This is a genomic window from Algibacter aquimarinus (assembly GCF_039543265.1).
Classification (GTDB): Bacteria; Bacteroidota; Bacteroidia; order Flavobacteriales; family Flavobacteriaceae; genus Algibacter_B; species Algibacter_B aquimarinus.
The window spans coordinates 1,123,288-1,136,107 of record NZ_BAABJK010000004.1; the positions used below are offsets into that span (position 1 = coordinate 1,123,288).

General features: G+C 30.8%; 14 protein-coding genes. 7 read left to right on the forward strand and 7 right to left on the reverse strand.

Annotation, left to right across the window (positions count from 1 at the left end):
• Positions 1-161 precede the first annotated feature (161 nt).
• The 3 genes from ABD939_RS07720 to ABD939_RS07730 form a co-directional block, all read right to left on the reverse strand.
• Positions 162-2,273 carry a serine hydrolase domain-containing protein gene (locus ABD939_RS07720; protein ID WP_345166592.1) on the reverse strand — a complete coding sequence of 704 codons (2,112 nt, stop codon included), beginning with the start codon at positions 2,271-2,273 and terminating at the stop codon, positions 162-164.
• Positions 2,274-2,352: 79 nt separating this feature from the next.
• Positions 2,353-3,516 (reverse strand): helix-turn-helix domain-containing protein, encoded by a 1,164-nt coding sequence (locus ABD939_RS07725; protein WP_345166595.1) that lies wholly within the window; start codon positions 3,514-3,516, stop codon positions 2,353-2,355.
• 50 nt (positions 3,517-3,566) lie between these two features.
• Positions 3,567-4,349 (reverse strand): TerB family tellurite resistance protein, encoded by a 783-nt coding sequence (locus ABD939_RS07730; protein ID WP_345166598.1) that lies wholly within the window; start codon positions 4,347-4,349, stop codon positions 3,567-3,569.
• A gap of 120 nt (positions 4,350-4,469) precedes the next feature.
• On the opposite strand from ABD939_RS07730, the gene ABD939_RS07735 reads away from it, so the two are divergent.
• The 5 genes from ABD939_RS07735 (at position 4,470) to ABD939_RS07755 (ending at position 7,739) form a co-directional block, all read left to right on the forward strand.
• Positions 4,470-4,880, forward strand: coding sequence for a BrxA/BrxB family bacilliredoxin (locus ABD939_RS07735; protein WP_345166600.1), 411 nt, complete (start codon positions 4,470-4,472; stop codon positions 4,878-4,880).
• A gap of 91 nt (positions 4,881-4,971) precedes the next feature.
• Positions 4,972-5,709, forward strand: coding sequence for a lysophospholipid acyltransferase family protein (locus tag ABD939_RS07740; protein ID WP_345166602.1), 738 nt, complete (start codon positions 4,972-4,974; stop codon positions 5,707-5,709).
• Between the two features lie 9 nt (positions 5,710-5,718).
• Entirely contained in the window at positions 5,719-6,714 is a 996-nt protein-coding gene (locus ABD939_RS07745; RefSeq protein WP_345166604.1) for an acyl-ACP desaturase, read from the forward strand.
• A 66-nt stretch (positions 6,715-6,780) separates the two neighbouring features.
• Positions 6,781-7,434: an HD domain-containing protein gene (locus ABD939_RS07750; RefSeq protein WP_345166607.1), complete on the forward strand. Its 654-nt coding sequence runs from the start codon at positions 6,781-6,783 to the stop codon at positions 7,432-7,434.
• A 164-nt stretch (positions 7,435-7,598) separates the two neighbouring features.
• Positions 7,599-7,739 (forward strand): hypothetical protein, encoded by a 141-nt coding sequence (locus ABD939_RS07755; RefSeq protein WP_345166609.1) that lies wholly within the window; start codon positions 7,599-7,601, stop codon positions 7,737-7,739.
• 69 nt (positions 7,740-7,808) lie between these two features.
• On the opposite strand, the gene ABD939_RS07760 is transcribed toward ABD939_RS07755, so the two are convergent.
• Positions 7,809-7,985 (reverse strand): hypothetical protein, encoded by a 177-nt coding sequence (locus ABD939_RS07760; protein ID WP_345166612.1) that lies wholly within the window; start codon positions 7,983-7,985, stop codon positions 7,809-7,811.
• Between the two features lie 16 nt (positions 7,986-8,001).
• Positions 8,002-8,877 (reverse strand): AraC family transcriptional regulator, encoded by an 876-nt coding sequence (locus ABD939_RS07765; protein WP_345166619.1) that lies wholly within the window; start codon positions 8,875-8,877, stop codon positions 8,002-8,004.
• A 573-nt stretch (positions 8,878-9,450) separates the two neighbouring features.
• Between ABD939_RS07765 and ABD939_RS07770 the strand changes: the two genes are divergently transcribed.
• Positions 9,451-10,041 carry a hypothetical protein gene (locus ABD939_RS07770; protein ID WP_345166622.1) on the forward strand — a complete coding sequence of 197 codons (591 nt, stop codon included), beginning with the start codon at positions 9,451-9,453 and terminating at the stop codon, positions 10,039-10,041.
• 56 nt (positions 10,042-10,097) lie between these two features.
• Here ABD939_RS07770 and ABD939_RS07775 read toward each other — a convergent pair whose 3' ends face one another.
• On the reverse strand, positions 10,098-11,171 hold the full coding sequence (locus tag ABD939_RS07775) for a PA0069 family radical SAM protein (RefSeq protein WP_345166626.1): 1,074 nt from the start codon (positions 11,169-11,171) through the stop codon (positions 10,098-10,100).
• A gap of 214 nt (positions 11,172-11,385) precedes the next feature.
• On the opposite strand from ABD939_RS07775, the gene ABD939_RS07780 reads away from it, so the two are divergent.
• Positions 11,386-11,859, forward strand: coding sequence for an SRPBCC family protein (locus tag ABD939_RS07780; protein ID WP_345166628.1), 474 nt, complete (start codon positions 11,386-11,388; stop codon positions 11,857-11,859).
• 154 nt (positions 11,860-12,013) lie between these two features.
• Here ABD939_RS07780 and ABD939_RS07785 read toward each other — a convergent pair whose 3' ends face one another.
• Positions 12,014-12,796, reverse strand: coding sequence for an enoyl-CoA hydratase/isomerase family protein (locus ABD939_RS07785; RefSeq protein ID WP_345166630.1), 783 nt, complete (start codon positions 12,794-12,796; stop codon positions 12,014-12,016).
• Between the last annotated feature and the right edge of the window lie 24 nt (positions 12,797-12,820).

Sequence of the window (12,820 nt, forward strand, 5' to 3'; positions counted from 1 at the left end):
CTTTAAAAATTTTACTGATGGGTTTTACGATTTACCTAAGGAAAACAAAGATTTAGTTCAAAAAGCTTTAGATGAAATTGTTGATGTTTATAATCGTTATAAAAAGTTTGCTGTATTGACACAATAGGAGGCTATTAGTTATATAGATGAGAACTATGAGTCTATTTAATCTCCTCTAAAATTTCATTTGACAATTCTTTACCATTCTCATCAATAGTTACAAACCAAGTATTAGTTGTACAAGTCCTATTGAAAACATCTGTATTAGAAGAGCATTTCTGAATAGTCCCTTTAATTAGATAACCGTTTTCTATCTTCTCTGCAGAATAACCATATTCATTGTAAAAATCTCCATAAGTGTTTTGCCAGATTATATCACCTTCTTTATCTGTTTCAATAACAAAAATATCGTAGTTACCTTTTCCATAAGAGCTTGTAGACCCTATTATCAAATATCCGTTTTCAGTTTCTAAAATAGAGCTTGCTTTGTCGTAACTATTTCCTCCAAGTCTTTTATACCAAACTTCGTTTCCGTTAGGTAAGTTTTTTGTTAATAGAATATCAGAAGTATCACCATTTCTAGAATCAATAGTGGTTACCTGAATTGTTCCATTTTCGGTCCCTATTTTAGGTTGAAACTTAAGATTTGTTTTCTTTTTAAATCTAATATTTTTAGCTCTTGCCAAACTTAATAATACCTCAGTAACTCTGTCGAATTGATCTCTTTCGGCTTTTAATATAAAATTACGAGATATCATTTCATTTTTATTAAGTACTTCTATATCGCGCACATTGTTACGATTCGAGAACTGTATTTTTAATTGATTTTTTTTAGTCAAAAAGATTTCAAAACTCATTTCTAGTTCACTGCTGTAATAGGTACCAATAAAACTTTCTGAATCTTCAAAGGAAGCCGGTAACACATTACTTCGTTTGTAAATAGACATCTCTCCCGATGGCTGAAATAAAACCATTTCATTTTCATAAAAAACCAGCTTCGATTTCGCGTCATACTCAAGATGAAATTTTTTATAAGTTTCTGGAATTAGCTCTATGCTAAGGTTTCTTCCTTGTTTAAAATAAGTCTTTCCGTCTTCTTTTACAATTCTTGTTAAATAACCACTTTTACTATGATATTGCCCTAATACTTTTGGTTTTTCAATACTACTTATAGCTTCATATAACCTATTGTTGTATTGCTCTTTTTGCTTCATTTCAGGCAGAAGAACTCTTGCAACCTCTTTAGTAATTGTAAAGGTTGAGATATTTCCATTATTACTCATAGCAAAAATGCTTAGTTTCTCTTCAGGAAATCTAATCATTTGAGAATGATATCCGCTAGTCGCACCACTATGGTATACGGCTTTTCTATTTAAAAAATTATTGAGTTCCAATCCAAAACCATAAGAGTTAATTTCACTATTAGGAATAGGTTGCTGACTTCTAATTAATAGAACATTATTATTCTTAGTTGCATTTTGAACAGCTTGTTCATAGATAAGTTGGTCTTTTAAAGTTGTGTATAAAAAACCCTCTCCTGCAGTTTTTGTTACCGTTGGTGTTTGTAACCATACGCCATCTCCCCAATCACTATAAGGTTCTGCTCTATTAGGAATAACACCAGCGTATCGTTCAACAAATAATGTTTCCTTCATACCTAAATTACGAAAGAATTGTTTTGAGTAATCTGTAAATTTTTCTCCAGATACTTTTTCTATAATTTCAGCCAATACAATATATCCTGAATTACTGTAAGTGTATTGAGAACCTGGTTTAAAAGCTAAATCTTCTTGTTTTTCTAGCAGTGCAATAACATCATCATTTTTTAAACCTATTTTTTTCCACCAAATATCGTTTTGTATACTCATCAAATCACAATAGTCTCTTATTCCACTGGTGTGATTAAGAACATGCCTGATTTTTATTTTATGCTCAACTTTCTTATAAAGCGAAGGAAGATATTTTCTAATATCATCCTCTAAACTAAGTTTTTCTTTTAAAGCTAAATCTAAAATTATGAGTGCAGTATACTGTTTTGCAGTAGATGCAATATTAGATTTTGTTTTTTCATTCATTTTTATCTGGAATTGTAGATAGGACAATCCAAGATATTTCTCGTAAATAATATTTCCGTTTTTTACAATGCCTAGCATTAATCCAGGGTCGTTTTTTGTGATTTTAGAATTAATTATAGAATCAATCTTTTCTATTTTGTTTTGAGCAAAAGATGAAACTGAGATAAGGATAACAAGAAATGTGATTATTTTTTTCATGATGAATTAATTATGATTTGAAGCAAAAATCAAGAGAAAATTGACATTAAACGCTTCAAATCAAGATTTGATACCTTTTTTAAGATATTTTTTCGATGAAACCTTTTGGAGATAAGCCTGTGCTCTTTTTAAAAGCTCTATTAAATGTTGCCTTACTATTAAAACCGCAGTCGTAGGCAATTCCTAGTAATGTAATTTTATGATGTTCTCCTGAAATCAACTTCTCTTTTACAGCTTCAATACGGTAATAATTAATAAAATCATTAAAATTCATTTGAAACCCTAAATTGATAACTGAAGATATAGTTCTAGTATTTGTATCTAACAATTGTGCAACATCAGATAATATGATTTTAGGGTTTTCATATATTTTTTCTACTTCTAGTAATACAACAATTTTTTGCTTCCAATCTTCAATATCATCACTAAGAGGCAATTCTTGATTAGTTTTTTCTTGTGTTTCTTCCGAAAAAACATTTACAGATTGGGTATTTACGTCATTAAAAATGGAGATTTTTACCGCATTAGCATATCCGTTAATTGAGATATAAAAAATTAAAAATGAAAATACAATATAATACCAAAATTGACTTCCAAACTCTCCCCATTCAGGATTCAATATAAAAAATAATACCCGTAATACTAAAACACCAAGAAAGGCTATCATAAAGTTTTGAATCCACTTAAACAATATGGTTTCTGCATAACTCACGCTATCAAAAACTAATTTTTTGTATTTAGAATAGTACCGTAAACTAGAAATCAAGTAGTAAGCCATAGAAATTAATCCTGCAATTTGATACCAATTTGACAAATCTTTATCTCTTCCGTCGGCATAAAAATAGAACTCATCTAAAATTACTTTATCAGTTATAAAAATGAGCAAACTGTAAAGCAAGTATAGCGCTGCTGGAACAAAATGAATCCAATCTTTTTTTTCCAATGAAAATGAGCTATTAAGTAAACTTTTAGTGTAAAAATATACTACTGGCCCTATTAATAAAACCTGCATAAAAGGAACAAAAAATAATATTTCTTGTGTAATTCCTTTTTTATACCAACCAGCATACCCCAGCATATGAGGCGTAATATACATAGCACATAAAAACAATAATAAGCTTAACCATTTGCTTGATTTATTATTAAAAATAATCCCTTTTCTTAATAGAAGAAAAGAAAAAACAATACCATGAAAAAAAAAGATAAGTAATAAAGAACTTTTTTGCCCAAAACTAAATAACATCTATGCTCTTTTTAGATATAATTTATTAAGATAAGTATTTTACATCTTACTTAAAAACCACGCTCTTTTTGCAACTGCTCGTAGGCGGCTTGAACTTGCCTAAATTTTTCTTCAGCACCTTTTTGATGTTCTTTACCTAAATGAATCACTTTATCTGGGTGATACTTTTTAGCCATTTTTCGGTAAGCTTTCTTAACCTCATCATCTGTAGCAGATTTATCAATCTCTAAAACTTTATAAGCATTATCGCTACTGTTATAAAACATAGCTTTAATACTCTCGTAATCTCTAGAGCTTATACCTAAATAACCAGCCATGGTATAAATTTGCTTTTCTTCATCATTTGTAACCGTACCATCGGCTTTTGCAATACCAAATAAAAAGTGCATAAGCTGTAAACGTGATGGATGGTCCATCATTCGTTTAATTTGCAAGCAAACCTGCCTTGTAGAAATATTTTTTTGCTTATTTATATTTTTAAATAAAGTAAAAGCATGATTAGCACGCTCTTTACCATACATATTTACAAATTGTTGACGTACAAAATCTAATTCGCGTTGGTCTTGCACACCGTCAGCTTTAATAACTATAGATGCAAGAATAAGTAAACTAACTTCAAAATCGCCCGATTGGGTTTGCGGGCGTTGTCTTGGTTGGTTTCTGTAAGTTGTTCTTCCTCGTCTTTGCTGCTTTTGCCCTTCTCCAAGAAATGGGCTGTTTTTACCATCAACCAAAGTGTCTAAAATACTGCCTATAGCCAGACCAAATATGGCGCCTATTGGACCGCCAAACGACCAACCTAGAGCACCTCCTATCCATTTTGAAAAACTCATGTAAGTTATAGATTTTAATTATGACCAAATATAATATTAGTTAGTTGATAATTACGCCATATTGTTACACAATTGGTATCTTTGCAACTCTAAAAAATGTTAATTTTTAAAATTTAAAATATGTATCCAGCAGAATTAGTAAAACCAATGCGTGAGGATTTAACCAAAGTTGGTTTTGAAGAATTACATACTGCCGAGGCTGTTGATGCTGCTATTGCAAAAGAAGGAACAACTTTAGTAGTTGTTAATTCGGTTTGTGGTTGTGCAGCAGCAAATGCACGTCCAGGTGCTAGAATGAGTTTACAAAATGTGAAGAAACCTGATTATATTACAACTGTATTTGCAGGTGTAGATAGAGAAGCTGTTGATGCTGCTCGTGGTTATATGATTCCGTTTCCTCCAAGTTCGCCAAGTATGGCTTTATTTAAAGATGGTGAATTAGTGCACATGTTAGAGCGTCATCATATTGAAGGGCGCCCAGCAGAATTAATTGCAGAAAACCTAGTTGATGCTTATAACGAGCATTGTTAAGCTTTCAATTAAACTGTGTGAATAAAATTCAAACCACGATTTACTCGTGGTTTTTTTATGCTATTAATATTCATTATACTAATTTTGAAACATGGTAAAACTCTTGTCCTACCCTTTATCTCTTATTTATTATTTGTTTTTCATTTTAACATTGATAATATTTCATCCTATACAATGGTTTTGTTTTAATGTTTTTGGGTATAAAGCACATAAATTAAGTGTTGACGTTTTACAGTTTTGTTTAATGCGATGTGCTAATATTTTAGGCACACACTTTTCTTTTACTAACCCTTACGAAATAGATTCTAATCGCCCTTTGATTATTGTTGTAAATCATCAAAGTTTGCACGATATATATCCACTTACGTGGTATATGCGAAAACACCATCCTAAATTTATTAGTAAAATAGAATTAGGAAAAGGTATACCCAGTGTGTCTTACAATTTACGTCATGGCGGTGCTGCATTAATAGATAGAAAAAACCCAAGACAATCGTTGCCTGCACTTATGAAATTTGGCGAGTATATTGAAAAAACAAAACGCGCTGCAGTTATTTTTCCAGAAGGCACACGAAGTAAAGACGGTACGCCTAAACCATTTCAAACCAAAGGTTTAGAAATTTTATTTAAAAAAATACCATCTGCAATTATTGTTCCTGTAACTATAAACAACTCTTGGAAAATGTTTAGATATGGCAAATTCCCGTTAGGATTAGGTAATCATCTTAAATTTACTGTACATAAGCCTCTAGAATTAGCTACCTTTACCGACAGAGAAAACCTAATAAATAGTATTGAAACCACTATTAAAAAACAAATTCACTCTTAAATATAAATTATGTCGTTGAAAAATGTAAGACTGGAAGTTATGCAGTTTTTAGAAAAAGATGTTGAATCCCTAATACAAAAATATCTTATACCTATAGAAAATATTTGGCAGCCAACAGATTTTTTGCCAAACTCTGAGGGTGATAATTTCTTTGAAGAGGTTCGTGAAATAAGAGAATTATCAAAAGAATTACCTTATGACTTTTGGGTGGTTTTGGTAGGCGATATGATTACTGAAGAAGCTTTACCAACTTACGAATCGTGGTTAATGGATGTTGAAGGTGTTGACCAAGTAAAAGACGGTGGTAATAGTTGGGGTAAATGGGTTCGCCATTGGACTGGTGAAGAAAACCGCCATGGCGATGTACTTAACAAATACCTTTATTTATCTGGTAGAGTTAACATGCGTGAAATTGAAAAAACAACACAATATTTAATAGCTGATGGTTTTGATATTGGTACCGATAGGGACCCTTATAAAAACTTTGTTTACACTAGTTTTCAAGAATTAGCAACTTATATTTCTCATAATCGAGTGGCAAAAATTGCTAAAAAAAGTGGCAATAAGCAATTGGGTAAAATGTGTCAGATTATTTCTGGAGATGAAATGCGTCATCATAACGCATATTCAGAATTTGTTGATCGTATTTTTAAAGTAGACCCAAGCCAAATGATGATGGCTTTTCATGATATGATGAAAAAGAAAATAACCATGCCAGCTCATTTTTTACGTGAATCTGGAAACCAAATAAGTACTGCTTTTGAGGAATTCTCGAATACTGCACAACGTATAGGTGTTTATACCTCAACAGATTATGTAGATATTCTAGATAAACTTATAAAACGTTGGGAAATTGATAAAATTACAAACTTAACAGATGAAGCTGAAAAGGCACGTGATTATTTAATGAAACTACCAGCACGAATGTATCGTTTATCTGAACGTATAAAAATACCCGAAAACTCTTTTCAATTTAAATGGGTTGAACCAGCAGTTATTAAGTAAAAATAAATACACATATAAAAAAAATTCCTTTCCATTCCAGAAAGGAATTTTTACTTTTATAGCGCTATGACACAAAAAAACATAATAAATCAAACCATTGCTTTTGTTAAAAAAACACTTGAAAATGCTGAAGGTGGTCATGATTGGTTTCATATTGAACGTGTTTATAAAAACACACTATTAATTTCAAAAAATGAACCTGTTGATGTTTTTATAGCATCTTTGGGCGCTTTACTTCATGATATTGCCGATAGTAAATTTCATGATGGTGATGAAACTGTTGGCCCAAAAATAGCACGTGAATTTCTATTTAAAAACAATGTTGATTCTACTATTATTGAGCATGTTGTAAACATAATAGAAAACATATCGTTTAAGGGTGGAAATGAGGCTCAAAAATTTACTTCGCCCGAATTAAATGTAGTTCAAGATGCCGATAGGCTAGATGCTATAGGCGCCATTGGTATTGCACGTTGTTTTAGTTATGGAGGTTTTAAAAACAGACAACTTTACAACCCCGATATAAAACCAAATCTTAAGATGACTAAGGCTGAATATAAATCCTCAACTGCGCCAACAATAAATCATTTTTATGAAAAGCTATTGCTTTTAAAAGATAAAATGAATACTAAAACTGGAAAACGAATTGCTAAAGAAAGACATGATTTTATGGAACTTTACTTAAAACAGTTTTATAATGAATGGAATGGAAAACTTTAGTTTAACTACCTATTAAAATAATTTATAAATATGCTATTTTAACATTTAATGATTTGAAATTAGCATTTTTGGTTAATATTGAATACTTATTGATTAAAATAGATGTTTTTCTCAGCTTAAACTTAATATAATTTTGATATGTTGAACGTTTAAAAACTTTAAGCATGAAAAACACAACAAAAGAAATAAATAACATAACTGGCAATACTTCTAGTATAGGTAAGCCACTTTTATTTATTGCAGGCTTATTATTAGCCTTACCATTAATTACGGCAATATTATTAATTTGCCTTAAAGCATTCTAAAATAATTGAAACTAAAAAACCCTTCATTTTTAATGAAGGGTTTTAAATTATAATATATTCTTTAAATTCTTAATTCTCTTTTGCAACTTCTAAAGCTGTTAGCTTATAGTCTAGTACAGTAAGTTGTTCTCCTCTCTCAATTATTTCTTCAATTGTTAAACTGGTATTATTATTAATAAAATCAACTATTCCATTAATTTTTACCTTGTAATATTCTATCGCTTTATCGATTTTATCTTCATCCATAATTTACTTAATATAACTATTGAATAATCTGCTTTATTTCCTTTCTATACTGCGAAGCACTTTTGCCAACTACATCATTAAATTGCTTATTGAAATGGGAAAAGTTATTAAATCCACACTCAAAACAAACATCAGCAATACTTAATTGACTTTTTTCTGTCAATAATTTTGTGGCGTGTACTACTCTATATTCATTTACTAATTGGGTAAAGGTTTTACCAGTAGTTTTTCTAAAATATCTGCAAAATGCAGGTACCGTCATACTTACTTTATCTGCAATTTCATCTAAAGTAATATGCTGTTTAAAATTTGTATTAACGTATTTATATATGGCACTAATTTTATCACTGTCTTGCGGGTTTGCTTCTAAAGCTATTCCATCAGCATTTAACAGTGTATAATCTTCTGTTTTTGCTAAATAGTTTAAAATTTCTAGAAACTTTAAAACACGCTCTAATCCAGTATAATCAATTAAACTATTAATTTTTGGACCTATATATAGTTTAGTTTCAACATTAAATTTAATACCTTTTTTTGCGCGATCAAATAAAGAAACAACATTAGCCATTTCAGGTATTTTAATAAAATCATTACCTAAAAAATCCGATTTGAATTGTACTGTAGTTTCAGTACCATTAGCTGTAAGTCTATCTGCAAAACCATTATGAGGCAAATTTGCACCTATTAATATAAGCTGGCTGTTGTTAAAATATGATAAGTGATTACCAATATGCGTTTTACCCTGCCCTTTATTTACGTAAACAAGTTCTAATTCTGGATGAAAATGCCAAAAGGCATTATTCTTATCTACCTTTTCAGCATGTTGCTTTACCAGTATAGAACTTCCAAAACTTGGGGTAAGCTTTTCTAAAGTAGGTTTTTTAATAATCATGGGAAGCGATTTTTATGCAAATTTACTGTTTATTATGCAAACATTGTATATCTAATTGCCCTAATTATATGTTATTTTAACTTAACATTATCTTAACATTGACATTGAGGTTAAAATAGCATATAATTAAGATAAAATTGATGTTTTATATCCTTTAATAGCGACTTATATTTGTATCAAATTATTATGATAATGCTTAGTAAATCAAAAAATTACATGCAATTTCATAATAAAGAATAAAAATTCGCATATTAAAAAGTTAACTCTTAAAAAGAGTATATAATATTCATTATAATTAGTTTAATGTCTTATTTAGTTTAGTTGGTAAAGTGAGCTGTGGTGGCTCACTTTTTTTTTGCTTAATATGCAAAATAGCAATACAAGTAAATTTTATTTTTCTTCAAAACCTGTATGTGTTAAAAATTTACCTAATTATATGCTATTTTAACTTAACAAAGACTTAACGTTAAATTAACAGATAAAATAGCATACAAAATAGCCAAAATTGATGTTTTCCTACATGCAGTTCCAATATACCTTTGTCCTGTTGAACGTTATTAAAAAAACCAAATCATGAAAAACGTAATCAAAACACTTAAAAAGAGCCTACTAGTGGTAACCGTATTTACTGCTATGCTAGGTAACGCAAATGAAATTTTTACTGACAAAGTAAATCTTAAAAAAACTGCATTAATTTTAAAAGATGTAAAAGCAGGTAATCAATTAACAATTAAAGATTCTAACGGAATTATCCTTTATAAGGAATTAATTAATTTCTCAGGAACCTACAAAAAAGGATTCGATTTAACTGCTCTTCCTGACGGAAACTATTTTTTTGTAGTAGACAAAGACTTAGAAATTAAAACAATTCCTTTTACGGTTAAGTTAAACGATGTTGTTTTTGACAAAACCAAAGAGGCTGTCGTTTATAAGCCTTTTGTTAGACAAAAAGATGGATTAACCTACATTTCAAAATTAGCTCTTGAATCTGAGCCTCTAGAAATTAAAATTTATGCTGTTGTAAATGGCTTTTACGAATTAGCTTACACGGAAAAAATAGAAGGAAAGCAAACTATAAACCGTGTTTTCAAATTAAAAAAAGGAAATTATAAAATAGAGCTTAATTCAAATAATCAAGATTTTACAAAATTCATTAATAATTAGTTTAATGTCTTATTTAGTTTAGTTGGTAAAGTGGGCTGTGGTGGCCCACTTTTTTATTAAAATAATTTTAATTGTCCGGCTTTGTATGGCTCGTGCAAATCGCAATTAAGTTTTGGCATACCTTTATCTTTAAAATATTGTTGTCTAGCCAATTTAATCAAGTTATTTATTTGTTCAGCAATTTTTCCTTCACCTCGCATTCTTGTACCATAACGACTGTCGTTTAACTGTCCGCCATGACAACTTTCTATTTGATGTAATACTTTTTCAGCACGATCTGGCATTGCCTTTTTTATCCAATCTGAAAACACTTCTCCTATAGCGCCATTTAGCCTTACAATGGTATGAGCAATCGATAAAGCACCAGAATCTGAAGCTGCTTTGGCCATTAATAAAATTTCATGACTATTTATTGATGGAATTATAGGAGCAATCATAACATTTACAGGAATGCCGTTATCGCTTAAAACCTTTACCGTTTCTAATCGCTTTTTTATGGTTGTTGTTCTAGGTTCTAGAACACGACGAGTCTCTTCTGATAGTGACGTAATAGAAATATTTACTCCAATTAAATTATCTTTTGCTAAATCTTTTAGAATATCTAAATCATCCAAAATCCTTGAGTTTTTGGTTATAATACCAACCGGATGTTTATATTTTAAAAAAACCTCTAAACATTGTCTTGTAATTCTGAACTTTTGTTCAGCTGGCTGATAACAATCTGTATTGCCAGACATAACTATGGGGTAAGCTTTCCAACTTTTCTTTTTTAATTGTGCTTCCAAAAGTTTTGCAGCATCTTTTTTTACTAAAATGCGTCGTTCAAAATCTAAACCCGCACTATAACCCCAAAACTCATGTGTATTTCTGGCATAACAATAAATACAACCGTGTTCGCAGCCTTGATAAGCATTCATAGAATAGGCCATCCCTACATCTGGACTTTTTACCTTATTAACTATAGTTTTAGGAAATACTTCCAGATATTGTGTTTTATTTTTATCAACTTGTTCGCCTTCTTTTTGGCAATATTCTAAAAAATCATCACGCATTTCATGACTTAATTCAAAAAAGCGATTGTGCACATTAAGTTGTGCACCACGGCCTTTTATGATAGATTTTGGGTTCATTACAGTAAAATTAAAGGTTGAATGCTTTATATGAAGCTCTTTAAAATTAGCTATAATTTGTTTTGAAAACTGTTAAAGGATTGATGTATTATTAACAAATGTGTCTTTCTATTTTGAGTTGATTTTGTCAGAAAAAAACGATAACTTCGTTTAACGTTAAATATAAAACATTAAAACGATTTCATATCAAGTCGTTACCATACATACCCAAACAATGCCGAGAATTGAACTTCAAACAGAAATAAAAGCCGATAGAAAGATCGTGTTTGACCTATCTCGAAGTATCGATTTGCATAAAATATCGACCGAACACACGAATGAGGAAGCAATTGCTGGAAAAACGAGTGGATTAATCGAATTGAACGAAAGTGTAACATGGAGAGCAAAACACTTTGGAATCTATCAAAATCTGACTTCCAAAATCACAGAATATAAACGACCGAAATACTTTGCGGACGAAATGATTAAAGGAGCGTTTGCTGAATTTAAACATGAACATCACTTTATAGAATCGGATGGAGGAACTTTGATGACCGACTTTTTTGATTATAAATCGCCCTTTGGAATTTTAGGAAAGTTAATGGACAAATTATTTCTAAAAAAATATATGACTGCATTACTAACCGAAAGAAACCGAATTGTAAAAGAGTTTGCGGAATCTGATAAGTGGATGGAAATAATAAAATAATAAATTACGTATGGTAACACCGTATAAAAATTGCTAGTTTTACCCTAAACCAATGTGAGTTGCTTTGTTTGCTAGCTTCTGATTTTCCTTCGGAAAATCCTCGCACACAAACACGCAACTTTCCATATACAACAACGTTAAACGAACCAATACATTAATTTCCAGGAAAATCAGCTTTTCGCTTTTCTAAAAAAGCAGTAGTACCTTCCTCAAAATCTTCGGTGCCAAAACATTTTCCAAACTCATTTACCTCAACATTATATCCATTTACACCATCTTTAAAGTTTGCATTTATAGCTCTAATAGCAGCACTAATAGCTATTGAGGAATTGGTGGAAATTTTAGTAGAAATTTTTTGGCAAAAGGTTAATAATTCTTCTTGTTTTGTAACATGGTTTACCAAACCATAACTAAGCGCTTTATTAGCATCTATCATACTTGCTGTCATTATCATTTCCATGGCAAGACCCTTTCCAACGAGTTGAGGTAAACGCTGTGTACCACCATAACCAGGTATAACACCTAACGATACTTCAGGCAAGCCCATTTTGGCATTATCACTCGCTATTCTAAAATGACAAGCCATGGCCAACTCAAGTCCGCCACCAAGAGCAAAACCATTTACTGCTGCTATAACAGGTGTTGGTAGGTTTTCAACAAAATCAAACAACAACTCTTGCCCTTTAGCAGCAAGCGCAGTGCCTTCATTAACATCAAAATCTGCAAATTCACTAATATCTGCTCCAGCCACAAAAGCTTTTTCACCACTACCAGTTAAAATAATAACTTTAGTATTAGTGTCTTCATTTGCATCATGAAATGCTTCATGTAACTCCTCAATGGTTTCCCTATTTAAAGCATTCAGTTTTTTTGGGCGGTTAATGGTAATGGTTGTGATGCCATTGTTTTCCTCGGAAATGATATTTTTATAACTCATAACTTTTTAATGTTTATGGTGGAT

Coding starts and splice junctions, on each gene's coding strand:
- ABD939_RS07720 (WP_345166592.1), bottom strand. CDS start 2,273: ATGAAAAAAATAATCACATTTCTTGTTATCCTTATCTCAGTTTCATCT.
- ABD939_RS07725 (WP_345166595.1), bottom strand. CDS start 3,516: ATGTTATTTAGTTTTGGGCAAAAAAGTTCTTTATTACTTATCTTTTTT.
- ABD939_RS07730 (WP_345166598.1), bottom strand. CDS start 4,349: ATGAGTTTTTCAAAATGGATAGGAGGTGCTCTAGGTTGGTCGTTTGGC.
- ABD939_RS07735 (WP_345166600.1), top strand. CDS start 4,470: ATGTATCCAGCAGAATTAGTAAAACCAATGCGTGAGGATTTAACCAAA.
- ABD939_RS07740 (WP_345166602.1), top strand. CDS start 4,972: ATGGTAAAACTCTTGTCCTACCCTTTATCTCTTATTTATTATTTGTTT.
- ABD939_RS07745 (WP_345166604.1), top strand. CDS start 5,719: ATGTCGTTGAAAAATGTAAGACTGGAAGTTATGCAGTTTTTAGAAAAA.
- ABD939_RS07750 (WP_345166607.1), top strand. CDS start 6,781: ATGACACAAAAAAACATAATAAATCAAACCATTGCTTTTGTTAAAAAA.
- ABD939_RS07755 (WP_345166609.1), top strand. CDS start 7,599: ATGAAAAACACAACAAAAGAAATAAATAACATAACTGGCAATACTTCT.
- ABD939_RS07760 (WP_345166612.1), bottom strand. CDS start 7,985: ATGGATGAAGATAAAATCGATAAAGCGATAGAATATTACAAGGTAAAA.
- ABD939_RS07765 (WP_345166619.1), bottom strand. CDS start 8,877: ATGATTATTAAAAAACCTACTTTAGAAAAGCTTACCCCAAGTTTTGGA.
- ABD939_RS07770 (WP_345166622.1), top strand. CDS start 9,451: ATGAAAAACGTAATCAAAACACTTAAAAAGAGCCTACTAGTGGTAACC.
- ABD939_RS07775 (WP_345166626.1), bottom strand. CDS start 11,171: ATGAACCCAAAATCTATCATAAAAGGCCGTGGTGCACAACTTAATGTG.
- ABD939_RS07780 (WP_345166628.1), top strand. CDS start 11,386: ATGCCGAGAATTGAACTTCAAACAGAAATAAAAGCCGATAGAAAGATC.
- ABD939_RS07785 (WP_345166630.1), bottom strand. CDS start 12,796: ATGAGTTATAAAAATATCATTTCCGAGGAAAACAATGGCATCACAACC.